The following is a 23,771-nucleotide window of genomic DNA, read 5'->3' on the forward strand; positions in this document are numbered from 1 at the left end:
TGCCTTATACACTACCTGTAAGCTATACTATTTTTTATAAGAAATATCCATACAGGGGGTAATTTACATGGGAGCTATTCAAACAGATACAAATTCACGTGAAAAAGATTATCAGCTTTTACTCAAGCAAGTGGAAGCATTAATAGAGGACGAAAAAGATTTAATAGCAAATTTATCAAATGCAACAGCATTATTAAACCAATTTCTAAAAGAAATAAACTGGGTTGGTTTCTATCTACTGAAACAAAATGAGCTTGTTTTAGGACCATTTCAAGGACTACCAGCTTGTGTTAGAATTTCAGTTGGAAAAGGTGTATGTGGAACAGCTGTAAGTGAGCGTAAGACCCAAAGAATTGCTGATGTTAATCAGTTTCCTGGGCATATCGCATGTGATGCAGCAAGCCAATCTGAAATTGTTGTTCCACTTATCGTAAATGAAGAAGTAATAGGTGTATTGGATATTGACAGTCCGAATCTCGATCGCTTTGATCAACTTGATCAAGAATACTTAGAGAAATTCGTTACTGTTATTCAAAAATATCTTTAAAAAGAAAGGCCTTTATCATCTGATAAAGGCCTTTCTTTTTAAAGTTTAGCTACTCCATTTTTACCGAGACGTTTTGCTTCATATAATGAGCGATCCGCTCGATCAAAAATAGCATTCATTTTTTCAGGATTACTTTGATCCCAGCAAGCTATCCCAATCGATACGGTTATCTTTGGTTCTGTACGCATCTCAATTAATTTAACAAGTGTAGACGCTACTTCCATACCTTTTTCGAGGTTACATTCAGGTAAATAAACTGCCAATTCCTCGCCACCCCACCTAGCTGCAAAACCATCATTTTTCACGTTATTTTTAATAATGTTTGCAACTTGGATAATCAATTCATCTCCAACATCATGGCCATACGTATCATTAACATGCTTGAAATCATCGATATCTAGCAATAAGAATATACCTTCTCGATCTGTTTCCAAGTGTTGTTTACATTTTTCATCTAAATATTTACGTGAATATAGTTTTGTTAGATAATCAGTAATAACTAGATTTTCTAACTGTTCACGTAACATGGAGTTAACAAAAGCTAGTGTCGAGTGATGAACAATCGATTTAATTAATTTGAAATTCTCAAAAGAAAAGAAATACGGATTTTTATGTAAAATGATAATTGCACCTTTTAGTTGATCTGATTGGATCATCGGCATGACCATCACTGCCTTTAAGCCAAACGAACGATTCGGATATTTCTTCGTAAAATCCCCAACAAATATCGCATCTTTTTCTTCCTGCAATATTTGAAGCATTTCCTCTATAAACACACTTGCGTCTGTTGTATCAAAAAAAGGTGTTGATTCATGCAAGATCTGGTATTTCTCCTCTTCTTCATTTAATAAAACAAAGCCAATCTCTTCAGCATGAAATGAATCTTGCAATTGTTGCTTCATAAACAGTGTTGTTTCATTTAAACGTAAGTTAGAGTTTAACTTATGCGAGATCTCATTTATTAATTGTAAATCCGCTATTAATTGGTTCGATTGCTGATAAAGTTGAGCATTCTCTAATGCATTACCTGCTGTACTTGCTAATAACCGAATGAATTCTACATCACTTTCCGGGAATTTGGAAATATTATAGGCAGTAATTTGTAATACACCATACGTACCTTGTTTCCCATGCAATGGCGCAAACAAGCGTGATTTATTTTTATCGACTTCTAATTTAATTTCTCCAGTTAAAAATGCTTTCACACTTAATTTTTCAGCGAATTCTTCGTTATATATTAATTCTTTAACAGGTAATTTCTTATCACTTTGGTAATCACGGGATAAAAATAAATTACAACTAAAGTCAGGATAAATATATTTTATAGCATCAACAATTTCTGTTAACACATCATTCGTATTCATAGTTGAATGAAACTTTTGGGTCACTCTGTACATTAATTCATATTTACTTGCCTGCTCCATCATCTGTGAGTAATCATCCAAACCATTTAATAGAGAATTTATTTCCGAAGCTACTTTTTCTAAAAAATGATAAAATTGATCATTATCATCTAACTCTGTTTCAAAGGCAATTAACATATAACCAACTTTGGTATCCATTTTATTTAACGCTACTAAAAAGGCAGGATAATCATACTGTTGAAGAAAAGCATCTTGTCCATTGTAAATATTAAACGCTGAATGATACCGTTTGTTTTCTTCTTTACTTAAAATGCCATCAGAAAATAAATACCTTCTAAATGAATTTTCACCATTTGAAGCTATTTTCACTAATTCAAAGTCGTCTTTCCAATGATCATACAAATATACTCCGACATGACTAGCATCTGTAAGTTGTTTGATTTCTGTCACCATCTTATTTACTAATTCTTCTTGGTTATGAATGGTAGAAATCAATTCTTTTGAAAATAGTTTCTCAAATCTCTCTTCGGCAACTTTCATGTTCTCACCTATCCTATTATAATAAGTTAATATGGATCTAGACAAAGTGTGTTATAGCTACGACAAATACAATACATGATTAATAAACTATTCTGATATTTATCATTATAAAGCAAAGTTTGCTATATTCCTATCAATAAAATAGGACAAATTTCTCATACGCGCATGAATGGTTACCTTTCTATTGACTTCATGCATAAAAAGTCATATAATAATCTTTGTGTAAAAAAGGTAGCCTTTGTGAACCACCGATTGTACATTTTGTTCCTTATCTTTTAAAAGTAAGGTGTATCGTGTAACTCTCTGCTGCTGGAGCGATGGTACATGAAAACAAAATGGCAAGCGATTATGGAACACTCTGTCTTGTTTTATGCAAATTCAAAATATAAGGGAGAAGATTTAATGTCTCGCTATACAGGTCCTGTATGGAAAAAATCTCGTCGTTTAGGAATTTCATTAACTGGTACAGGAAAAGAGTTAGATAAACGTCCTTACCCACCAGGTCAACATGGTGCAAATCAACGTAGAAAGCTTTCTGAATATGGTTTACAACTACAAGAGAAGCAAAAACTTCGCTTTATGTATGGCGTTAACGAACGTCAATTCCGTAACCTATTCGACAAAGCTGGTAAAATGCATGGTATTCATGGTGAAACATTCATGATTCTATTAGAATCTCGTTTGGATAATCTTGTATACCGTTTAGGTCTTGCACGTACGCGTAGACAGTCTCGTCAATTAGTAAACCACGGTCACATCACTGTAGACGGAAGTCGTGTTGATATTCCTTCTTATAGTGTTGCTCCTGGTCAAGTAATTGGTTTAAGAGAAAAATCTCAAAAACTAAACATCATTGAAGAAGCTCTTGAAGCTAACGCATTCGTACCAGAATACGTTTCATTCGATGCAGACAAAATGGAAGGTACGTACACTCGCTTACCTGAGCGTTCTGAACTACCTGCTGAAATTAACGAACCACTTATCGTTGAGTTCTACTCACGTTAATCGGGATAGACTGAATAAAGAATGCAAAAAAGCCTTGGAAACGTTGTTAAATCAATGTTTCAAGGCTTTTTCTTTTGTTTTGATATTTGCAAAATAACGCAAGGAAATGTATGTATTTTCGGTTGGTTTTTGGTTGGTTTTTGGTTGGTTTTTGGTTGGTTTTCTTGGTTGAAAATAAAGTGTGGGCAGACGTATGGGAAAGAATAAAAAAAGTATCGTAATTTGTAAACGATACTTAATTGATTACCACTACATGAATGTACCCTCTCCGCCATGTTTATAAACATTTCATTATTTGTTGAACAGTATGGTTGTACTATGCAACAAAATTTCACAAAAAAAGAAGCGGGTTTTATAACATCCGCTTCTTGCTATATCATTAATTATGTCATGTTAGTACTAAAGTAGAAAAGACATGATTTTGAGTCGTTTTCCAAATATTTTCATCTGTAAAATATAAATGTTTTACAGTAATATTAACAGTTATTAAATAGTGGATTGTGTTAATTAATTCTGGCAATAAATTTCATATTGTTAAATACGATTATATTATGGCTAGCTTTTTTTGTATGTATCTATGATTTTCGCTAAAATCTCAACCATGTTATCGGCTTTCAGTTTATCTTGTTGTATCTGGATATCTCCATTTCCTCTATTTTCTTCAACCTGTCCATTGTGACCTATACTTGAGAATTCTCTTAATATTTCTAATGTAATGTCCTCTGATTTAAGTTCAAGTGCCGTTACTAAGGCGAGATATTTAGTTTCAATCTTTGTCATCTCATTTTGGTAATACTTAATTTCTGCTAAGGAAGTCTTATATAATGAAAGAAAAAAGAACGCAAAGACTTCTATAAAAATAACAAGTGATAATTTAGGGACAAATTGCACAATAAAAGAAAGAGTATCATTAGCACTCTCTAAATTACCCTTAAAAACAAACAAATATAATAAATATAAACCTACTCCAGTTACAGTTATTCCTATTGCTAAATTCAGGTTACTTCTAGTGTTTAATGTTCCTATTTCTCGCTTTAACCTATTCAATGTATTAAAGAAGCTTTGTTCAACTTTGTTCTGAAACTGATTATCTTCAACTTTTTCTTCCAATTTTTTGATAAATTTATCATTTGTTTCATCAATTATTTTAGACTTAATAATTTCCTGTATTTCTTCTAATTTCTCCTTATTTAAATTAGAAGAACTCACGTTACTATGTTTTTCCAGATTATTTAGCTTTTCCCTTATATTATTGAGTTCTAATTTAAGATTCTCAACATCTTGTGAATTTTGGACCGAATCATTACTACCATTAATTTCAAGCAATGAACTCTTTTTAAAACCTGTTTGTAAATACAGCATTAGAGTACCAAGTACTGTTAAAACATAAAAGACTCCTGAAAATAAATCTAACGCAGTGATATTTATGTAAAAAGCATTTGATATACTCTCTTTAAAAAAATATGTAAAAGTTGCAATTATTAATGGAGTTATCACAAGTATAATGTAATATCTTCTTTGCTTTTCTGATCTGCTCATACTAATTAGTCCCTTTACTTGTAAATTATAATTCATCTGAATTTTCTCTTTTTACTAGTTTATACCATATAGTTATTAATTTCTATATGAAATCAATATATTCTTTAGCTTTTATTACAATGCATTAGTTTTTTATGTATTTCGTTAAACTACACATTATGATTCTACTATGCATTACTTGTAGTTTTTCAAAACATTAATTATGTTAAGAGAATATGTTTCCGCATACTCCATGTGCTGAGTTAGTAGTGCATAAAAGGGCGGCATTAATTCTTATTATTTATAGAGTGTAATCCTTGAAGCATGTACAAAGTTTCTAATATCACCTATTGTATTACTTGAGATTTCAGATAACCTGTTCAGATGCATTTCGTAAGTTTTTCTACCCTCTTCATCTACATATTGATAATCGATGTTTAATTCAGGATATAAATATAGCCCATCATTCTTACGGAAAAAGTTAACGCCAAGATAGTTTGTATATTTATTAAGTTTGTTTATTAGTTCAGTAAATAAATTCTGTAACTCTTCATTAAAAAATCTTTTAGTTGGTTTAGAATACGTGTAAATAAAATCATATATCTTGTTCGTGCTTTCAAGTTCATATGTACAATAATTAGCTATGTAATCAATTGTGTCAATAAAATATTCACTCTCAAGCTTATCAATAACTTCATTTAATAAAATCTCATCCATATCGAATAACTTGTTACCTTGTGAACTTTGTTCTACTGGTGTATTTTTGTTAAGCTCAGTCCCTCTAACCCAACCTTTAAAATGATATTCAATTTCATCATTTTTCATAAAATTTTGGAGAGCTAAGGTTACCTCATTTGAAATTTGATTTATATCATGAACAAAACTTACTAGATTAGAAGTAACAACATTCTTAAAGGATTTATATTTATCAACATTAGGATTTTCCTCTTCATATTCATTCACCTTTAAGTCAATGTTTTTACTCTTTTTATTAGCTAAGTATTGTTCATTCAATACAACCGCAAATACTGGAATATTGTTTGCTAAAGCAAACTCATATTCTAGTTGGGTGTAACTTTTACCACTTTTCTTCTCAACAGTACCATACTTACCACCTAATATAAGCATAAGGACATCTGATTCTTTAATCCATTTTTCAATAATCTCCCATTGTGTTTTATTATTAGGTATAAACAACTCCATTCCAGCTGGAATATGTCCTGACCTTAGTATTCCTTCTACCGCTTTTTGCCTTTCATCAATTAAATCCAAATAGGTAGAAGAAACAAAGACTTGTAATTTTTTATCCATATTTACACCCTCCACTTCCTTCTATATTACAGAAAATAATAGAAAACTTTTACAGAAGTCAACCTTTCGTTCTAGCTATCAATGTTTATGACATTATTTACACGAAAGAATATTCACAACCTCAGGTGTATTTCATTATTAAAATGATTCGGATAAAAAGAAATTTTCATGTACTAATCTCATACAAAAGTACTCAAAAAACTAAAATATATACTGTTAGTAAATTATTCATTGAAAATGGATCTTTTTAAAACTTAACAACTGTTAAAGCCTAAGTCCATTCTTCTCAAAGTCATCAAAAACTAAAGGCATTTATTGCGCAGTATTTAGTCTACTTCGTCATACTAACGTAAATCTATCGTAGGCAAAGCATTAAGTGCATTATTCCGTGGTAAAGCGTCTGGCATCTATTGGTATAATCTTTGGCGCTTGGTGGTAAAGGTACGATTCAGTGTCCGTAGTCACTTAATCACTAATACAAATTCACTCTCTCATTATCTCAAGAATTCTTCCTAGTACTCCTATTAAATCCTCAATAGAAACATTAATTACAATCAGCATAACGGTAAATGAAATGATTTCCAGAGCCCAAACCATAGAAAATGCAATTACTTTTCTTTTTACATACCCTGTATTTATGTTTAAATAACTAACATCAAAAATTTTATCTAAATCTCCTGGATTTAAAAGATCTTTATAGATGTTTTTAAGTTGCAGATAGTCACTCTCAAATTTTTTAATTTGCTCACGAGTGATATAGATAGAAGCAACTAAATACCCAGTTGACACAATTAGTATCACTATTGCAATGCTCAAAATGTCCCCTGAGAATATATTAGAAACCCTTCCAGCCGATAATGAGTTAAATACGATTACACTTAAGAAAAACGACGCAACAATAAAATTATTATTTCTAAATGAATCTCCGAAATTTTTTATGACATCATTTACCTTCATTGTCAGATCTATTAGATATTCTGACATTTTGTTAGTAACCTCTATATATTGCTGGATATTTTCTTTAAGATATATGGCATAGCCAGATTTTATAGAATTGAAGGTATTTGATTTTAATAATTTTTTTTGATCATCCGACTTGTAGTTTAATGATATAACATTCCTAGCTAAACCTACTTTATCGCTAATAGTTCCTTCATAAAAAACCCACTCATAAATTGCATATATCTCTCTCATTTCCAAATTCAGTTCACGAAAATGTAAACTCTCATTAATTAACTTATAACCATTAATTTTAAAGTGCACTTCATCCGAGTTTTCAATAGAAGAGATATCGGATATAAAAATTAAGGATATCAAACCAGAAAGTTTCTCAAAAAAATAGTTTATCTCTTTATCATCGCTTTTTTCGATTAAATAAAAATCACTGGGTAACAAGGAAATCTCCGAAAAATTAAGTAAGTTGGATACTTCATTTCTTTTACTTATTAATTTATTCCGATCTGAATTAGCTAATTGTACATTTTTAGTGTTAAAAATTAAAGACTGGGAATAAAACACAACTTTAGTTTCATCAAGCAATTCAAAATAAACTTTATCACTTCGTTTTAGTAAATCATCAAAGTCTTTGAGTATGAATTTAAGTTTTGACTTATATAACCCTTCAACAAATTTATTCCAAGAATAAATTGATATCTCACCCTCATTAACATCCTTTATGATTTTTAGCTTCATTTTTACATTTGATAAATGTTCTTCAAGCTTTAATGTTTGTTGAATTTCTTCCAAGTCATCATCTAAAGTGTTCTTAGTTAAAGTGAGTATATCTGATTCCTCAATAAATAAATCAATGTAAAGCTCGTCCTTTGTAGGAAAACTATCAAAAGCTTCGATTATTTCTTGCCTACTTGGAATCTTTATTTTTTTTGAATTAATCGTCGATTCAAATCTGTATACCGTCTCCTCAATTACTTCATCATAATTAACAAAAAATAAACTTACAAAGTTCTTATACATTAATTTTCATTCCTATATTTAAATAATTCATAAACTTCTTCGTTTTCAGTTTCAATTACTAAAAACTTTTTTCCGCGTTTTTCCTCAGAAAATACTACATCTCGCATTCTATCTATATGGGCTTTTAACCTTATCTCAATCTTATCATTTACCTCAAAATATCTTCTTGCTTTAACTTCTTTCTTAATAATGGAAAACTGAGAGTCAAATTTATTATTTTCCGGAAGTACTCTAATATTATTTTTGTATTTATCCAAATCTAACTCTTGTGATTGAGCTTGATATTCTCCAAATATATGCTCAATAATATTATCGATTGTAAAAGATTCTTTAGTTTGAAAATATCCAATTAAATTATTTCTCAATAATGTATAATCTGGAGGAGATACTTTTTTTATTTTTTTGATTTCTCTATCAATCGCTCTAAATGCATCTTTAGTGTTTATCTCATTAGTATTAAGATATTTTAATTCTAAGAAATCTTGGTACCAATAAGCTGCAATTTTATTACTTGAATCAGTTACGTAAATATTGTCTACTTCAAATGTTGGAACTCCATCATCAACCTCTTTGTAACTTGTTCCAGTATCTACTAATTCAATAATACATGTTTTAAGAATTCGTTTTTCAAAAGGAAGACCAACTTGTAAATTATATTCTTTTTCATCAATAAAAGTTTCATGTTCTATTTTTGCTATTAGAAACAAAAATGAGTTAGCAGTTTGAAAACATGATTGAATCAAGCTACCTTTTGGTAAATTCATAAGATGGTTATATCTTTCTTGAGTGTTTTTTTCTTTATCAAACCACCTTTTGGCAATTCTATCAGAATTCTCTATCATTAAATCCCGATTAAAGCCAGAATTTATCATTTCCTTTACTAAGGTATGTAATTCTACTTTTTCACTTGCGAATCTGAATGCTCTTTTATTTTTATTTAATCTGCTTTTCTTAATTAGATCTATTATATAATCTTCTATGGCACCTTCAGTAGCACTTCTCTTTTCAAGCTTGTCTTCTTCTAAGTTCATACTATGTACTGAATCAAAGATGTTTTCCATTATTGTCCCCCATATGTCTTTTGAATTATGTATACTTAACTATACAATTTCGACAAATAGGGTGAATATTCCTGCTTTTTTTAGAAAGTGACAAAACATCCATGAGAACACAACCAAAAAGGAACATTTGTTCTTATTATAATTTAAAATTAAATTATTGTACAGTGATTAATTCTATTAAAAAAAGACACCCTTGTTAAGAGTGTCCTAAGTTAGATACTTATATATATTTTGTGCTATTTCTTTAAAATCCAATACCCAATTAGCATCACAGTCTCCATGATTTAAAACAATTGAATCATCAATGTCTTTGTGCTTTATTTCAAGTTCAAACTTTTTTCCGTTATTGTTTCCTGTTTCAAATAATAAAATTTTCTCTATGTCTGCATTTATAAACTCCATTTGAAAAGCCCTTTGATTCCTAGAAATAATATATAGCTTTTTATTAGAAAACACATAAAAAGTAGTCATACCTTTGTTTGAATCTCCATTTAATAATTGTTTCGGGTATATATAATCTATCTCTTCAAAGTATCTTTCTAAGAATTTTTTTAGTGTGTAATCATGTTTATCAGACCACAATTCCCTTTGTTCTTTTAAGAGTTCTATTATTTCTTCGTCAACAAAATTTAGTTTCATTTTTACACACCTCCTTTTTATGATTAACCTAATTTGAATTGTCTCAACTATTAATACACATAAATATAATCAAAATGGATATTATTATTTTTGTTTGTAAAATCTAAGTCAATAAAAACATTAGCTTCATTACTGTCTTTTCCTAATTCAACAGTTGCGAACTCAAAGTTCTCAATTGGAAATTTATTCTTGAAATCCTCAGCTTTCTTAATTCCATTTCGAATTGCTTCTTCTTCATTTTCTTTGCTTGAAGGCACTGTATTGTAAAAGTGTTTTGTGATAATGAAGCTCTCAATTTCTTTTTCTTTCATCCTCTTTAATTTCAATGTACTTTTATCATAAAGCTGGTATTTGTCGCAAATAACAGGTTTTATATATAATCGGAACGCAGCATACTGCATTATTTCGTCTTCGTCTTCTTCAAACAAACTTATGTATGACTTTGGGTTTTCTAGAATCGCACTTTCTATTCCGTCATATTCACTATGGGAAAATTGGTTTGGATAACTACCTCTTGGAGTAACAATTAGTAGTACATGTCTTTTTCCCTTACCTTCTAAACAATCGATGTATTTATTTATATCATTCATTTTTACAAATCTCCTCTCCCATTTTACCTGGTAAAACTTCTCCTACCTCTTCAGCCTTTTTTTGGTTTTTGGTTTGGCATGTAACCACTCCTTAGTTACTGTATTCGACAAAAATTATGGAATTCCTGCCTTTAGGACTATAGAAAAACCACAGAATTTAATATGTGGCTCTTGATATATAATAAAATATAAGAATGATCAGATATTAATCTAATACAGAAAAGCACCTATACACAAGATAGGTGCCCTTCTTAATAAATTATCACTTAAAATGTCGTACTTTCTTAACATCCACACTCACACTCTGCAGCATTTGATTAACCATTACCAAGCTTGAAAGTGTTTCTTGGTACCATTGCTTTTTGTCTTCTTCAGACATTCTCTTCGGATTTTTTTCCACTTGCTTAGTAATTAATCCATCCACAGAGTTGTGTATTAAGTCTATCTGGTCCCCAATCTGATCTGCTATATCTAGTAATGGTGTGAATTTATTTTCTTTATAAAAATTGAGATTTTCTCTTTGAAGTTGCACATTTTCTTTATACATAACTAGATTTTCGTTTTTTGTTTCTGGCATTGTCTTTCCCTCCTATAAATACATGAATAATCTTGAAACATTTTTCTTTGAATTCGTTTGATGATTGCTGTTAGATCTATTATTACTTTTCATATCACGATATTTCTCAATTACGCTATAAGGCAACAAGTTAGAAGTATATGAACTTGCAACTAGGAATTCAGAGACGTTTTCTGAGGAAACTCCCATAATCTCATCAACAAACCTTTGTTGTAATGCACTTTTTGCTGATAGCCATGTTTCTTTATTCATCAAATCCAGTATCTCTTTTTCTAATTTCCCTGTCTTTAATATATAAGCATTTGCAATACTTCGATTCATTTCTTTAAGAACATCAGATTCGTGTAGCATTTTGTTATAATCTCCTTGCGCAATACTACTTACATTGTGGATCATCATTTGGGCTGTTGGGACAATAATTACATGGTCACCAGACATAGCTATAACGGATGCAGCGCTTGCGGCCATGCCTGCTATTTTCACAGTTACTTTTCCTTTGTAATCTTTTAACAAGTAATAAATCTCACTTCCAGCATCTATGTGGCCACCACCACTATTAATAACTACTTCGACCTGTTCTTGATTCTTTGGGAGCTTATCTGATATATCATTTGGACATGTAGATTCCATGTCATAGAAGTCATAAACTTCTTTAAAATCGTTGCCAATTATGGCACCTCTCACATTAATTTTTACTGTCATTATTTTCACGTCCTTATTTCAATGTTGTTTTTATTTGATTAATCAGTGTCTTTACTTGACTAGAAAGCTTAAAATCTCCACTACGAAAGACATTAACAGGGGGTCTTAAAGTCGACCCGTCATATCGAGAACTACTTATTGGTAATTCAATAAAACTTCTTCTTCTTCCAATGACTTTATTTTTAAGCATGTGAAAGCTAAGCTCTAACCTTTCAATTTCTTGCATTTCAGCTACAATTGGATCTAATTCCTTTGCGAGTTTTTGTAGTTTTACTTTCAATTCCTTATCCAGACTTTTATACCTATCATAATGTGGTTTAAACTCCTTATTATATATCTCAGGAAGTTTTTGTAATTCGTCCTCTGTGAATTTTTTTGCACGTTTTGGTTGTACCCGCATTTCTATATCCAGTTCTGTTAGTTGGTATTTGTAATTTTCGATACTCTTCAAAACACTGGTATGATCCTCTGCTGATTCACAATGAGGTAGCTGTTCTTCTGCTTTTTCAATCTTTCTTTTAATGTCGGTACTCTTTGCGGTTATTCGATTTCTATCAAACACTTCATCTGCTTTCTTGTGTATAGCTAAAGATTCTGGTAATAATTTTTCCATTTTTCATTCTCCTTTTTTTATATAAAATATAACGTATTTCTGCATTGCTTAGCTTGGGGGAGGGAGGGGGTAATATATTTCGATACATCTGCTGAATTGCCCCCCCTTAACCGGTGCCCCCTGATGAAATAAATCGCAAAAATATTTAGGCGGGGGGTGTTATATCTTTATTTCTAACTAGCACATCCATGAAAACAGTTCATTTTTCTCTTGTTCTGGTGACTCATTAAATTCTTTAAGAAGTCGGTTCACCTCCTTAAGAGATAATGTTTCAGCTGGCACTGACTGTATGCCCATAGCCTTATTAAATTGTTCTTTGTACTTCTCTTTAGCTTCATTCAAGAATGCTTGGAAATCTGATTCGTAAATGATTCTTATCTCCCTATACTCTTTTAACGTTATACCGCGCTCTCTGGCTAGCACACTATCATTTATAGGTAAGCCATCAAACACACGATATTTTTCAGCTAGTAGCTTTCTCTGTGACTCTGTTAGTTGCTTCAAAGCTGTATATAGTATTTTAATATTTACTTTTTCTACATCTGTTAAATAATTTATATTTTGATCAAAGTATGGCCACTTTCTTAAAAAGAACTTTGCTTGTTGGTTTCTAGCCATTATTACACCTCTATCATGTCAAGTATGTTATTGAAATCCTCCTCTAAGACTTCGTTATCTAATTCAAGAAAATCACTTAAATCAGGCGCAATGCCACGCATATAATTCATTGCTTCTTCAATTTCATGTAGCTCGTCATAAAACTCCAATTCTATTTTTGTTAACGAATCCTCAATTTTATGATTCGTGTATTTGTTTAACAAGAATTGCTTGTTATCTGGATCCAGCATGTGAAGATAGTCATTTACATAACGCTGCTTTAGTCGTAGTCCTTCTATTCGATTCTCATAATAAGTAATCAGATCTAGATGATTAATTACTTCTTTTTCTACCTTAAATCCTCTTGAGAAAAGGCCTAATTCTGTCCAGCGAATGCCACTGGTCATGGTCTGATCATAGAAATGTATTTTTATAATCTTTATTTGGTCCTTAAATCTCCTTATCTCGCAATCAAGGTTTAAATAGAACCATATTTTCTTTTGTTGTTCTAGAATATTACCTTCCACATTTGATAACACCTGCCTTGATATAAACTAGACTGTCAATCTCTGTTTATTATATTTTTTTGATTAAGCTTGCCGATATAGTATCTCGTTCTGTTTTTTTCTTACTTTGGATATTTCCTCAAATTACTCACCCTCTTTCTTAAATTTCTCTAAACTGAAATTCATTCTTTTCTCCATTTGTATAATGATCATATCTAACTACATAACAATGGATAATTATATTTGTTCTATAAGTGTGATAAGTTATATCACGTACTGATTTCCCTACTTTATCGCAATGCTGCAAGAATTCATTCAGTTCATCAGTGGCTTCCTCTGAGGTACTTGCTTTGATATGTTTAAATCTAAAACCGTCTATGTTCATTATTGGAACTCTCCTTTTTCATTTTGTTTAGTCGATTGTTCTATCACACTCTTGTTAATCGCCTCTTGTTGATTAAATGTAATTTGTAATCCTTGATGTAATTCGGAAATCCCTTGAAACATAAGGGACTGGAGATTTCCATTACTTATTACATTATTTTTTAAACTTTCCTCTATATGCTTCTAACCTCTATGCTTATTCCATTTTCTAAAACTTTTAAAAAAAGTGTAATATGTAATAATTGAGCCTGTAACCATTGGGGCTCTAAGGTTATATAGCATTACACTTTTCATTACATATTACATTTTTGATTACTTTCTCATAAACCCTCTTTGAGTCTTACCATCAATGAAAACGGGTTTCTTTTCCCAACCAACCTTATTATCCATGTAAAGATTTATTTTCTTCATTTGTGATTTTGAATTTCTGTCATTAGCTTCTACTTCAAGAATATAAGCAACCTCTTTTGCTGTTGTTTTATGAATTTTTCTTATTCCTTCAGTTGTTCCATTTCGTTGGAGTCTACCAAAGTACCATCTTTTGTATGACATTGATTTTGTATCCCAATTATCAGGAACTTTCATGTCTAAATAATCATCAATATTTATAAATAGAAGATTTTCCTCAGTTGCTTGATTTCTGTAGTGTTCAGCTAACTCTTCATCTAACTCATTGTCTAGATAGAGCGTTTCGCCATTCTTGTATATTTCATAAGATTCAGCCCATATTTGTTGAACTGTTTGCTTATCTAGGGAAAACACATCTTTGATCGCTTTATTTTTTAAAATGATTGGGAAAAACCGTCTATTACCTGTTAAATCATTCAAAAATTGTTCTGAGTTAGTAGTTCCAATAAATACAGATGTACGATGATATTTCTGTGTGATTTTGCCATAAGGTAAACGAATTTTATCAAACTTAGCACTAATAAATGATTTTACTTTTTCCGTGTTAGTGCTGTTCAAACTAGATAACTCTCCTAGTTCAATAATCCATGACCCAATCAATAACTGGTAATCATCTTTCGTATTACCTAATGACGCTAAAGTATCAACGAAAAACTCACCGCCTAATTTGTTGGCAAGTGTACTTTTTCCTGCCCCCTGCTTACCTTGCACGATTGGAACAATCTCCATTTTTATACCCGGTTCGTAAATTCTAGCTATTGCTCCAGCAAGCCATTTTCTCGCTACTGATCGGGCATAAGAGTTGTCCTCTGCTCCTAAATAATCTATGAATAGCGTTTCGGCTCTTGGTGCCCTATCCCATTTTTTACTTTCTATGATTTTCTTTACTGGGTGATAAGAATTTATTTCTCTAGCAATAGAGGAGACCATTCCTATTACGTCGTCTTTTGTGAAAGTGATATAATAATTAGTATCCACATTTAACCTAAGATCTGTGATAAAATCATCCGTGATGGGATTGCCGTTAATTGTTACTTCTTGCGTAAATTCATTGAAACCAATTCCTTTTAAAAGAGGTTCAAAAAGTAATATTTCTCTTAAATTAGAAAGAAGTTTCTTAACCGTGTCTTTTTCTGTTAATACTAAATTGGGCTGTTCATGTTTTCCTTTCACATTCAATTGAAATTTTTGCTTTTGTTGATATGTTGCACGTAATCCGTCAATAGCCTTTTGAATTGTCCATGTTTTATAATCCTGCCTATCCCACTTCTCACGATATAACCCACTAGCTGTAAAGATACGATCTACCTGTTCTTGGTCTTGCGTATAAAATGCAATGTAATTACACAACGCTTGATCTGCTTCACTTTGGCTGCCATATGTGGAATAATCACCTGTGTACAGCTTTTTAAATTTCTGTCCATTTTTTGCCTTCAATGCTATGTTTATTACCTCGTCATCTGATAATGGAGGGCTGCTCAAATTTGAGTTGACCTCTGTGGCTCCCCCTTCTGGAGAATCACCATCACCCTTATTAGCAAAGTAACTATCATAAATGTAATTCAACGTGTCTTGTCGTTCATGTATTTCTAATGGCATTCCATCTAATGAATTACCCGTCATCACAATGAACCGTTTGTTATCATATATTTCAATGCCCTTATTGGCGTTTTTAGATCGTGTACCTGGTTTCTTTGCCTTAATAAATATGTGAAGCCCATTGCCGCTCTGGCTGTATTCTGTGTAGCTTTCTAATGTATTTACTATGGATTGCGCTTCTGATTCTATATCTCCATCCTTTATACAATCATCTAAATCAATAACGGTGTAAGGGTCATCTTCTGTTAAAACGTATCCAACACCACTATATTTGTATTCGTTCTCCCAAGCAGATAAATAACTTGTCCATGTTTCTGGGTTAGTTGCATTTGCCTTCTGTCCATTGATCTGGTATGGTATTTTAGTTGGTTTCTTCTGTCCTCTGATATATTCTAATTTCCACATAACCCATTGGTTACGATTAATTAATTCATCTGGTATTTTTACGTTCTCTATGGTGTTTTGCAAAAAGCTCCACCTCCCTTCTTGTTTCAGTTATAACTATTTGATATACTATAAACAACTAAATATTTTCTCGTGTATGAATTGCCGTTCATACATTTTTTTATGCTTTTTTTTCATCACAACCGCTCCCACAAAATCAAGATGTTCACAAGCAAAATTACGATCACTGGTCCATAAAAGAACAAGTATTCTAAATGAAAATGTTCATCTTTAAAGAAAAAGTCATTAATATTGTTTAATAGTTTCATCTTCTGCACCCCTATCATTATCAAATAATTCTTGAGCAATCTTATGAGCGGATGTTATTTCTTTTCGACTATCTGATATAGAATTTTTCAACATTGAATTTATTGCAGCTAGTTTTTTTGTAATTATCCCTTCAGCAAAAAAACTAGCTGCCGCTTCTGGAGACTCCCGCATATCTCCTAGCAAATCATCAAATAGGTGAATCGCTCCTTCCATTTCCGTTAAACTATCCAACGTACACCCAGTATTACAATCTAACTCTATTAATTGACTCATGTTCGTATTTTTCATTGTGCTTCCCCTCTCAATAGATTGATAGATTCTTTTCATGAACCATCCTCAATTTATGACGGTTATTACCAACTCGTATCAATTTGGTACGAGTTAATAAATTCTTTCCTATAAATCTGCCCACGCTTTATTTTTTATTTACCAATCACTATCCATAATCGATTTTATTGCTTCTAAGACTTGAGGGTAGAGCCATATACGCTTTCCTCTTTCATTTTTACGTCTTTCTAGCAATTTGACACTAGGTTTGTGTAAAAACTCATCTTCAAGATACCGTTTCGATAAGCTAGTCATATACACTAGTCTATTAATATCTACAAAATGAAGTTGATCTGTCAGTTGTTGATTGATTTTTTGTTGGATATATTCTTTAATTTCTTCTTCATTCACCTCTACACTAATTTGCGCTGGAATCACTTTTTACTTCACCCCTTTCTATTCTTCTGGATCCACAAGGTTATAAAGTTGTTCAATAGACCAATTAATATAATGGTCCAGGAACTCTTCTCTACTTGCTTCATGTGGCCTTGTTCCTTTTTCATCAGTGACTTGCATTATATAAGGTCCTTCTTTTGTTGCAGCAGCTTCAAGTACCTTTGTAATTTCTAAAACACCTTCTGGATCATGGCATACTAAATCTTTGTCTTGTACATCGAGAAAAATATTTTTTTCATCTTCTGAATTGCTTGGTTGCACACTATTAATAATTGCTGATACTTCTTCATTGGTCATTACTTCATAACCTTTGCCATCAACGTATTTAATTGGCTTATTATCCCGATAATAGATAGTACGATATGCTTGTCCTTCTTTTCGTAATTCACTTTCAATTTTAGAAACCTGGTTCATATCGAAAACAAACCCTGTATCGTTAGATGTGAAGATCACCCATTTTTCATTTGGCTTTATGTTTGTCAATTAAACCACCTCTTTCCTTTGCGTCTTTTTGCGTCGGTTTGTAGGTAAAAAAAATATCATCGATTGTTATTTTAGAATTGGTTTTTTTTACTAAATTATAGAACTTATCTATTTCATTTTGTTTAAAAAAAGAGTTTCCTTTTTCTTTATTCCTATAAGTTCCTTCTGAAACATTTAATTCTTGGGCCATTTCCTTCTGTGTTAAACCTGCCATTTTTCTATACCCGGCAACGATATTATTCAAATCAACACACCTCTTTTCGCGTCTTTTTACGTCTGTAAATTAATAATAACAGGTGTGTTTAAATAAAGCAATGATTTCCCGTCGTTTTACGTCGATTATTTTTCGTTTTTATGTTATCATCATTTATGAGAAGTGGAGGTTAGAAAATGGAGGAAAAAGAAAAACAGAAAAAGGATATTGGATCAAGAATCAGTGTTATCAGAAAAGAGTCAGGGATGACCATGAAAGAATTTGGACATTTATTTGACCCACCAGCCAGTGATAGCATTGTCTCACGTTGGGAACGCGGCATAAGCATACCTAACAACGACAGACTGCAAAAAATTGCAGCTTATGGAAACGTATCAATGTTGTATCTGACGACTGGTCAAAAAGCATTCAGAGATCTTACAGATGAGGAAATTATTGAATCCTTTAACGATTTAAAAGATTTTTTTGCGAACCATGGTTTTGAGCATAAAAAATACATGAATGGAGACTTACAAAGTGAGGAATGGGGTTCGAATGAATTTCTTTATCTGGTTAATGCATTAGATTTTTTAAAGTATTCTGATTCTGAATATGTATTTTTTTTATCTCAATTGATCAATACTCTCAGAGAATTTGACGATTTAAAAATGAATGAATCAACTAGCAAAGAATATTTAGAAGAATATATCACCCATGAAGTTAAAAACATTGAGGGTTATTTAAGAAAAAGATTCTTAGAATAAAACAAAAAGAAAATAAAAAGAACAACTAAAACAAATAATTTTCCTTCCTATACGTCTGCCCACGCTATGAAGGGAATAAATAATCATGAAGTTACACAAAACAAAAAAAGATCAAGAATTGTTTTATTATTTTAATGTAAAAGATGAAAAATGCTGGATGTATCGTCATAGCTACAAAGATTATACTGGTAAATGGAAAGAAAAAAGAAAGCAAGGCTTTAAAAGTGAAAAAGAAGCCTACCGCTCTTTATTAGAAGTGAAAGCTAAATCAGTTAATGGATTTTTAAAGGAAATAGATCACAGTAATTTAACAATTAGCAAGTGGTTTGATATATGGTTTGAAACTCATCAGAATGATTGGAAGGTAACTTCTAAACAACAAAGAGAGATGGCCATAAGAATTGTTATTAAGCCATTGCTAGGTCATTATAAATTACACGATCTAGATAAAACCACATACAAGCGTGTATTTATTAATAAGCTGCTTAAATCGTACAAGCCTAGCAGCGTTCAGTTATTTCATAGATTATTTAAGATAGGGATTAACGCAGCTGTAGATGATGAAATCTTACCTCGTAATCGTTTCACAAAAATAACGATAAACCAGAACTTAAAAGATGACGATAAATTACAAGGGAATTTCTTAAATGCTAATGAATTGCACATTCTTTTAAGGGATGCTAAGGAAAATGAGAACATAACTGTCTATACTGTTTTATTGCTTTTAGCATACACAGGTTTAAGAAGAGGAGAATCTTTTGGTTTGAAGTGGAGTAATATTGATATAAAAGAAAAAACGCTCACAGTGGAGCGCACAAGAGATAACAAAGGTGTTAGATCACCTAAAACAAATAATAGTTATAGAACCATTTCAATTGATGACAAACTAATTAACCAACTCCAATTATACAAGACCTGGTGTAAAGAAACAAAGTTATCGTTTGGTAAAAAACTCAAGCAAGATGATTTTATTTTCATTTCTTTTCAAACTGGAGAAGCATACACTGATTCATCAATTCTGTACGCTCTAAGACGTTGCATTAAACGTACTGGCATAAACGCTATCACACCACACGGATTAAGGCATACACACGCTACTTTATTAATTAATCAAGGCGTAGGTGTCAAATATGTAGCTGAGCGCTTAGGAAACACTCCAATGATGATCCTAGATATTTATGGCCATACATTCAAAGAAGTTGAACGTGAGATCGTAGATATGTTTAGTGCTTCTATGGATAAAGTTTCGGTTGGTTTTTCGGTTGGTTCTGAAAAATAACCGCTCAACCATTGATATAACAAGGCTTTTTCATTACGTTCATTTCTACTCACGTTAATAGGTTATAGTTAGTATTAAAGCCCTAAAACAATGTTTTAGGGCTTTTTTATATGCAGTTTTATTTTGACTTATTACTGACACATTGACTTGATAGAATATGCTTGAATAATTCAGTCTAATGAAAGGAAGTGAAAAAATGTCTATTAACATTAGTAACTTATCAACGGCCTATTCGAATTTGTACACAACACTAGCTGCAAACACGACTACGTCAGAATCAAGCACTTCATCAAGTAATACTGATCTTACTTCAATAAGTGACTTCGCTTCTTACTTACAAGAAGCAACTGAAGCAAGTTCAACTTCTTCTCTAGATACATTATTACAAACGCGTACTGATTTATTAACACAACAAACAAGTACAACAGATGAAACTACGCTTGAGACTATACAAGAAGAGCTTGCAAGTATTAATGCTGAACTTGCTAACGTCTTATTAAATGAAGAAAGTACCGAGACGAATTATTATAATTACAGTAATAGCTCAGCTACAACAGATACAGCTACAGATTCACTCTCAACTTTCTTGCAAACAAGCTTTCAAGTTCAACAACTTCAACTGTTAACAGAAGCTAAGGAAAGACTTCAATCACAAGTTAGCAGTTATGAATCAGAAGTAGATGAAACGAGCTCAGAATCAGAACAACAACGTCTTGAAGATTTAACGAACAACCTAAGTTTAGTTGACTCATACGTGACAACAAAAACAGATGAGCTCTCTATAGAAAGTAGTTTATTATCGTCAATGTCTGCTTCGTCTGCACTAACAAAATATTTGATTACTAATGAAGCATAACAAATTGTGAATAAGAAACACGGATTAGATTAGCTTTCTTTAGACGAAAGCTAACTGATACGTGTTTCTTATTTTATTCCCAGGGGCAGCCTATTTCTAACAATCGCTTAGGAATTGTTTTCATTGTAAATGCTTGAGGGTCTAACTGTTCATTTACTTCGTTCCAGTATAAAGGTGTGGCTATTGTTGCTTTATTTGTTGCTCTTGGTGAATAAGCTGCAATAATTGTTTTACCCAGGGCATGTTGTACATAATCGATATATAAACGGTTACCGCGATTCTTTTTTAGACGTTCAACGGTAAATAACTGCGGATAGTTATCTACAAGAACAGTGGCCACTGTTTCCATAAAAATACGTGTCTCAGTAAAAGACATACTTTTTGGTTGAAGTGGAATATGAACTTGAAGTCCTGTTCTCCCTGATGTCTTCACAAACGGGATAAAACCTTGATGCTCTAACATCTCTTTAATTAATTGGGCAGCTGTTACTGCTAGTGGAAATTCCGATAAAGTTGGTGGATCTAAATCAAATACTATCTCATCTGGGTAGTCTGAATTTATTGTGTGAAATGGAATATGAAATTCTAAGGAAGCATGATTTCCAAACCAGAGTAAACTTCTTAAATCATTACATAAAATGTCTTCATCATTATCTTCCCCATTAACTGTTTGAATAAAATTTGGTGCATAGTCAGGTAGATGTTTCTGATAAAAGGAATGTTTTTCTATACCATCAGGATAACGAATCATCGATAATCTTTTATTTTTTAGTTTTGGTAAAATAAAAGGTGCGATAAATCGTAAATATAAAAGATAATCTTGTTTACTTACTTCCGGAAAAAGCAACTTTTCCGGTTTGGATATTTCGATCTCTTCTGGTAATTGCGCTAATCCAATTTGAACACTATTCATCGTACAATCTTCGGGTGATAAATCAAAACGAAACTTTCGAAATGAAGGTTCTCTTAATTCTCCATCTTTTGCTTCTAAACAGTTAATATCTAGGCATACGCTCGGTGTAACTTCCCATGAGAATCCATTTATCTTTTTACCGTTCTCTTGAATAAATGCAGTTAATGTTTTTTTATCATCATCTGAAAATCCATTTTTGACTTTTCCTAATGTTTCTATTTGATCATGGTGAAAAACTTTCAGGTCAAAATAGTCATTATCTATATTCCAACCGGAGATAATACCTTGTATGATGCGATAGTTTTTGACTTTAAACCAATTTGAAGTTCTTTTACCGGATAGATATGTACTGGATTTCTTTTTTGCTATAATCCCTTCACATTGATGAAGCATTACAGTTGCCATAATTTCGTCTAATGCTTTAAATGATTGTACAAGGTTAATCCTACTATTCAAATCATATTTAGCTATCTTTAGTCTTTTCGCTATTATTTCCAACTGTTTACGGCGTTCTTTTAACGTTTTTGATTCAAGTGCATTTCCTTTTAATTGAATCATATCAAAGACCATCAAAGAGGCTGGACGTTTTTGACTAGCAACTTTTATTTTATCTTTTGATTTTAATCTTCCACGTTGTTGAACAAAAGAAAACAGGGATGTAAATTCTGTATGTAATACTACAATTTCACCATCTAATAATAATGGTAATTGATCTTCTACAAGATGTTGATTCTTTTTACACCAGGCAACAATCTCTGGAAAAGATGCCGTTAGTTCATTACCATTCCTACTCCATAGCTTTACGGTTTTCTTTTCCCATTCCAAACCACAACGAAAACCATCATACTTGACTTCATATAACCAATTATCAGCTATAGGTGGGTCCTCAACTAATGTTGAGAGCATAGGCTTCCACATGATGATCTCCTCCATTCCATATTATTCTTTCTAATTATTGAATTATTATTAGTACGATGCAAAAACTATATCCGAGAGGTGATAAAATGCACACAATGTGGAAAGGAACAATAAGTTTCGGCTTAGTAAATATTCCAGTTAAATTACACTCTGCAACTGAGGACAAAGATGTGAAACTACGCAATCTGCATAAGGAATGTAAGTCCCCCGTAAAATATGAAAAAGTATGTCCAGTCTGTGAAAAAGAAATTGGGAATGATGATATTGTTAAGGGATATGAGTACACCAAAAATAAATTTGTTATTTTAGAAGATGAGGATCTTGAATCGATTAAAGATGAAAAAGATGATAAATCGGTTGAAATAGTCGACTTTGTAAAATTAGACGAAATTGACCCGATCTATTTTGACCGAAGTTATTATTTATCACCAGATGATGGCGGTGGTAAAGCTTATGCACTATTGAGAGAAGCGTTAAAGGATACAGAAAAAATAGGATTAGCAAAGATTACTATTAGATCAAAAGAACAGCTTTCAGTTGTGAGGATTTACCATAACACTTTAGTAATGGAGACTATTCACTATCCAGATGAAGTTCGCAGCTTTCAAGAGGTACCTAATGTACCTGAAGAAGCAACCGTTGTTAAAAAGGAATTAGAAACCGCAAAAATGTTAATTGATCAACTAACTGCTTCATTTGAACCAGAGAAATATACAGATGACTATCGAACAGCTTTATTAGACTTAATTCAAAAGAAAAAAGATGAAGAAGCAGTTTCTACTGCCAAAGAACCTAAAAAACCAAGTAATGTTACTGATTTGCAAGATGCATTAGAAAAGTCTTTAAATAGAACGAAAAAAAGTAAGAAAAAAGCCACACCTGTTAAAAGAAAAACTGCGGCAACGAAGAAAACATCCACAGGTTAATCAAGCACTATGAATAAGGATATTTGCTCATAATGAGTGAATGTCCTTATTTATGAGTTAAGATTCT

General features: G+C 31.8%; 26 protein-coding genes. 6 read left to right on the forward strand and 20 right to left on the reverse strand.

What is annotated here, in order from left to right:
• Positions 1–67 precede the first annotated feature (67 nt).
• The gene (locus DM447_RS13000) at positions 68–547 is read left to right on the forward strand and encodes a GAF domain-containing protein (RefSeq protein ID WP_112181627.1); all 480 of its coding nucleotides are present in this window, start codon (positions 68–70) and stop codon (positions 545–547) included.
• A 38-nt stretch (positions 548–585) separates the two neighbouring features.
• Here the strand turns inward: DM447_RS13000 and DM447_RS13005 are convergent, their stop codons facing one another.
• Positions 586–2,451 (reverse strand): sensor domain-containing diguanylate cyclase, encoded by a 1,866-nt coding sequence (locus DM447_RS13005; protein ID WP_112181628.1) that lies wholly within the window; start codon positions 2,449–2,451, stop codon positions 586–588.
• Between the two features lie 402 nt (positions 2,452–2,853).
• Here DM447_RS13005 and rpsD point away from each other — a divergent pair, with 402 nt between their 5' ends.
• Positions 2,854–3,456: a 30S ribosomal protein S4 gene (gene rpsD / locus DM447_RS13010; protein ID WP_112182746.1), complete on the forward strand. Its 603-nt coding sequence runs from the start codon at positions 2,854–2,856 to the stop codon at positions 3,454–3,456.
• Between the two features lie 555 nt (positions 3,457–4,011).
• Here the strand turns inward: rpsD and DM447_RS13020 are convergent.
• From DM447_RS13020 to DM447_RS18380, 18 genes are all read right to left on the reverse strand, one after another.
• Entirely contained in the window at positions 4,012–5,031 is a 1,020-nt protein-coding gene (locus DM447_RS13020; protein WP_112181630.1) for a hypothetical protein, read from the reverse strand.
• A gap of 240 nt (positions 5,032–5,271) precedes the next feature.
• The gene (locus tag DM447_RS13025; protein ID WP_112181631.1) at positions 5,272–6,285 is read right to left on the reverse strand and encodes a DUF4062 domain-containing protein; all 1,014 of its coding nucleotides are present in this window, start codon (positions 6,283–6,285) and stop codon (positions 5,272–5,274) included.
• Positions 6,286–6,768: 483 nt separating this feature from the next.
• Complete coding sequence (locus tag DM447_RS13030; protein WP_112181632.1) at positions 6,769–8,259, reverse strand: hypothetical protein; 1,491 nt, start codon at positions 8,257–8,259, stop codon at positions 6,769–6,771.
• Positions 8,259–9,320 (reverse strand): hypothetical protein, encoded by a 1,062-nt coding sequence (locus DM447_RS13035; RefSeq protein WP_112181633.1) that lies wholly within the window; start codon positions 9,318–9,320, stop codon positions 8,259–8,261. The genes DM447_RS13030 and DM447_RS13035 overlap by 1 nt, the downstream gene beginning before the upstream one ends.
• 207 nt (positions 9,321–9,527) lie before the next feature.
• A complete protein-coding gene (locus DM447_RS13040) occupies positions 9,528–9,959 on the reverse strand; it encodes a hypothetical protein (protein ID WP_112181634.1) in 432 nt (143 codons plus the stop codon).
• A gap of 50 nt (positions 9,960–10,009) precedes the next feature.
• Positions 10,010–10,549, reverse strand: coding sequence for a hypothetical protein (locus DM447_RS13045; protein ID WP_112181635.1), 540 nt, complete (start codon positions 10,547–10,549; stop codon positions 10,010–10,012).
• 262 nt (positions 10,550–10,811) lie between these two features.
• Positions 10,812–11,126 carry a hypothetical protein gene (locus DM447_RS13050; RefSeq protein WP_112181636.1) on the reverse strand — a complete coding sequence of 105 codons (315 nt, stop codon included), beginning with the start codon at positions 11,124–11,126 and terminating at the stop codon, positions 10,812–10,814.
• A 12-nt stretch (positions 11,127–11,138) separates the two neighbouring features.
• The gene (locus DM447_RS13055) at positions 11,139–11,828 is read right to left on the reverse strand and encodes a head maturation protease, ClpP-related (protein ID WP_112181637.1); all 690 of its coding nucleotides are present in this window, start codon (positions 11,826–11,828) and stop codon (positions 11,139–11,141) included.
• 13 nt (positions 11,829–11,841) lie between these two features.
• On the reverse strand, positions 11,842–12,441 hold the full coding sequence (locus DM447_RS13060) for a hypothetical protein (protein WP_112181638.1): 600 nt from the start codon (positions 12,439–12,441) through the stop codon (positions 11,842–11,844).
• 177 nt (positions 12,442–12,618) lie between these two features.
• On the reverse strand, positions 12,619–13,059 hold the full coding sequence (locus DM447_RS13065) for a hypothetical protein (protein WP_112181639.1): 441 nt from the start codon (positions 13,057–13,059) through the stop codon (positions 12,619–12,621).
• Between the two features lie 2 nt (positions 13,060–13,061).
• Entirely contained in the window at positions 13,062–13,565 is a 504-nt protein-coding gene (locus tag DM447_RS13070) for a hypothetical protein (protein ID WP_112181640.1), read from the reverse strand.
• A gap of 139 nt (positions 13,566–13,704) precedes the next feature.
• Entirely contained in the window at positions 13,705–13,929 is a 225-nt protein-coding gene (locus tag DM447_RS13075; RefSeq protein ID WP_112181641.1) for a hypothetical protein, read from the reverse strand.
• Positions 13,929–14,051, reverse strand: a complete 123-nt coding sequence (locus DM447_RS18705) for a hypothetical protein (protein ID WP_277871492.1) — start codon at positions 14,049–14,051, stop codon at positions 13,929–13,931. The genes DM447_RS13075 and DM447_RS18705 overlap by 1 nt, the downstream gene beginning before the upstream one ends.
• A gap of 189 nt (positions 14,052–14,240) precedes the next feature.
• Positions 14,241–16,403: a phage NrS-1 polymerase family protein gene (locus tag DM447_RS13080; RefSeq protein WP_112181642.1), complete on the reverse strand. Its 2,163-nt coding sequence runs from the start codon at positions 16,401–16,403 to the stop codon at positions 14,241–14,243.
• Positions 16,404–16,625: 222 nt separating this feature from the next.
• Positions 16,626–16,937, reverse strand: a complete 312-nt coding sequence (locus DM447_RS13085) for a hypothetical protein (protein ID WP_112181643.1) — start codon at positions 16,935–16,937, stop codon at positions 16,626–16,628.
• A 138-nt stretch (positions 16,938–17,075) separates the two neighbouring features.
• Complete coding sequence (locus DM447_RS13090; protein WP_112181644.1) at positions 17,076–17,354, reverse strand: hypothetical protein; 279 nt, start codon at positions 17,352–17,354, stop codon at positions 17,076–17,078.
• Between the two features lie 18 nt (positions 17,355–17,372).
• Positions 17,373–17,855, reverse strand: a complete 483-nt coding sequence (locus DM447_RS13095) for a hypothetical protein (protein ID WP_112181645.1) — start codon at positions 17,853–17,855, stop codon at positions 17,373–17,375.
• A complete protein-coding gene (locus DM447_RS18380; RefSeq protein ID WP_112181646.1) occupies positions 17,833–18,099 on the reverse strand; it encodes a helix-turn-helix transcriptional regulator in 267 nt (88 codons plus the stop codon). The genes DM447_RS13095 and DM447_RS18380 overlap by 23 nt, the downstream gene beginning before the upstream one ends.
• Positions 18,100–18,245: 146 nt before the next feature.
• On the opposite strand from DM447_RS18380, the gene DM447_RS13105 reads away from it, so the two are divergent.
• From DM447_RS13105 to DM447_RS13115, 3 genes are all read left to right on the forward strand, one after another.
• The gene (locus tag DM447_RS13105) at positions 18,246–18,812 is read left to right on the forward strand and encodes a helix-turn-helix domain-containing protein (RefSeq protein ID WP_112181647.1); all 567 of its coding nucleotides are present in this window, start codon (positions 18,246–18,248) and stop codon (positions 18,810–18,812) included.
• An 85-nt stretch (positions 18,813–18,897) separates the two neighbouring features.
• Positions 18,898–20,091 (forward strand): tyrosine-type recombinase/integrase, encoded by a 1,194-nt coding sequence (locus DM447_RS13110; protein WP_112181648.1) that lies wholly within the window; start codon positions 18,898–18,900, stop codon positions 20,089–20,091.
• 196 nt (positions 20,092–20,287) lie between these two features.
• Positions 20,288–20,947: a hypothetical protein gene (locus DM447_RS13115; RefSeq protein ID WP_112181649.1), complete on the forward strand. Its 660-nt coding sequence runs from the start codon at positions 20,288–20,290 to the stop codon at positions 20,945–20,947.
• 73 nt (positions 20,948–21,020) lie between these two features.
• Here DM447_RS13115 and ligD read toward each other — a convergent pair whose 3' ends face one another.
• Positions 21,021–22,778 carry a DNA ligase D gene (gene ligD / locus DM447_RS13120; protein WP_157967405.1) on the reverse strand — a complete coding sequence of 586 codons (1,758 nt, stop codon included), beginning with the start codon at positions 22,776–22,778 and terminating at the stop codon, positions 21,021–21,023.
• An 86-nt stretch (positions 22,779–22,864) separates the two neighbouring features.
• Here ligD and ku point away from each other — a divergent pair, with 86 nt between their 5' ends.
• Complete coding sequence (gene ku / locus DM447_RS13125) at positions 22,865–23,704, forward strand: non-homologous end joining protein Ku (RefSeq protein WP_112181651.1); 840 nt, start codon at positions 22,865–22,867, stop codon at positions 23,702–23,704.
• The last annotated feature ends 67 nt before the right edge of the window (positions 23,705–23,771 follow it).

The sequence above is a fragment of the Paraliobacillus zengyii genome, from assembly GCF_003268595.1.
Lineage (GTDB): Bacteria > Bacillota > Bacilli > Bacillales > Amphibacillaceae > Paraliobacillus_A > Paraliobacillus_A zengyii.

Bases quoted from the DNA above. Each gene is read 5' to 3' on its own strand.
- DM447_RS13000 (WP_112181627.1), top strand. From the start codon at position 68: ATGGGAGCTATTCAAACAGATACAAATTCACGTGAAAAAGATTATCAG.
- DM447_RS13005 (WP_112181628.1), bottom strand. From the start codon at position 2,451: ATGAAAGTTGCCGAAGAGAGATTTGAGAAACTATTTTCAAAAGAATTG.
- rpsD (WP_112182746.1), top strand. From the start codon at position 2,854: ATGTCTCGCTATACAGGTCCTGTATGGAAAAAATCTCGTCGTTTAGGA.
- DM447_RS13020 (WP_112181630.1), bottom strand. From the start codon at position 5,031: ATGAATTATAATTTACAAGTAAAGGGACTAATTAGTATGAGCAGATCA.
- DM447_RS13025 (WP_112181631.1), bottom strand. From the start codon at position 6,285: ATGGATAAAAAATTACAAGTCTTTGTTTCTTCTACCTATTTGGATTTA.
- DM447_RS13030 (WP_112181632.1), bottom strand. From the start codon at position 8,259: ATGTATAAGAACTTTGTAAGTTTATTTTTTGTTAATTATGATGAAGTA.
- DM447_RS13035 (WP_112181633.1), bottom strand. From the start codon at position 9,320: ATGGAAAACATCTTTGATTCAGTACATAGTATGAACTTAGAAGAAGAC.
- DM447_RS13040 (WP_112181634.1), bottom strand. From the start codon at position 9,959: ATGAAACTAAATTTTGTTGACGAAGAAATAATAGAACTCTTAAAAGAA.
- DM447_RS13045 (WP_112181635.1), bottom strand. From the start codon at position 10,549: ATGAATGATATAAATAAATACATCGATTGTTTAGAAGGTAAGGGAAAA.
- DM447_RS13050 (WP_112181636.1), bottom strand. From the start codon at position 11,126: ATGCCAGAAACAAAAAACGAAAATCTAGTTATGTATAAAGAAAATGTG.
- DM447_RS13055 (WP_112181637.1), bottom strand. From the start codon at position 11,828: ATGACAGTAAAAATTAATGTGAGAGGTGCCATAATTGGCAACGATTTT.
- DM447_RS13060 (WP_112181638.1), bottom strand. From the start codon at position 12,441: ATGGAAAAATTATTACCAGAATCTTTAGCTATACACAAGAAAGCAGAT.
- DM447_RS13065 (WP_112181639.1), bottom strand. From the start codon at position 13,059: ATGGCTAGAAACCAACAAGCAAAGTTCTTTTTAAGAAAGTGGCCATAC.
- DM447_RS13075 (WP_112181641.1), bottom strand. From the start codon at position 13,929: ATGAACATAGACGGTTTTAGATTTAAACATATCAAAGCAAGTACCTCA.
- DM447_RS18705 (WP_277871492.1), bottom strand. From the start codon at position 14,051: ATGTTTCAAGGGATTTCCGAATTACATCAAGGATTACAAATTACATTT.
- DM447_RS13085 (WP_112181643.1), bottom strand. From the start codon at position 16,937: ATGAAAAATACGAACATGAGTCAATTAATAGAGTTAGATTGTAATACT.
- DM447_RS13105 (WP_112181647.1), top strand. From the start codon at position 18,246: ATGGAGGAAAAAGAAAAACAGAAAAAGGATATTGGATCAAGAATCAGT.
- DM447_RS13110 (WP_112181648.1), top strand. From the start codon at position 18,898: ATGAAGTTACACAAAACAAAAAAAGATCAAGAATTGTTTTATTATTTT.
- DM447_RS13115 (WP_112181649.1), top strand. From the start codon at position 20,288: ATGTCTATTAACATTAGTAACTTATCAACGGCCTATTCGAATTTGTAC.
- ligD (WP_157967405.1), bottom strand. From the start codon at position 22,778: ATGTGGAAGCCTATGCTCTCAACATTAGTTGAGGACCCACCTATAGCT.
- ku (WP_112181651.1), top strand. From the start codon at position 22,865: ATGCACACAATGTGGAAAGGAACAATAAGTTTCGGCTTAGTAAATATT.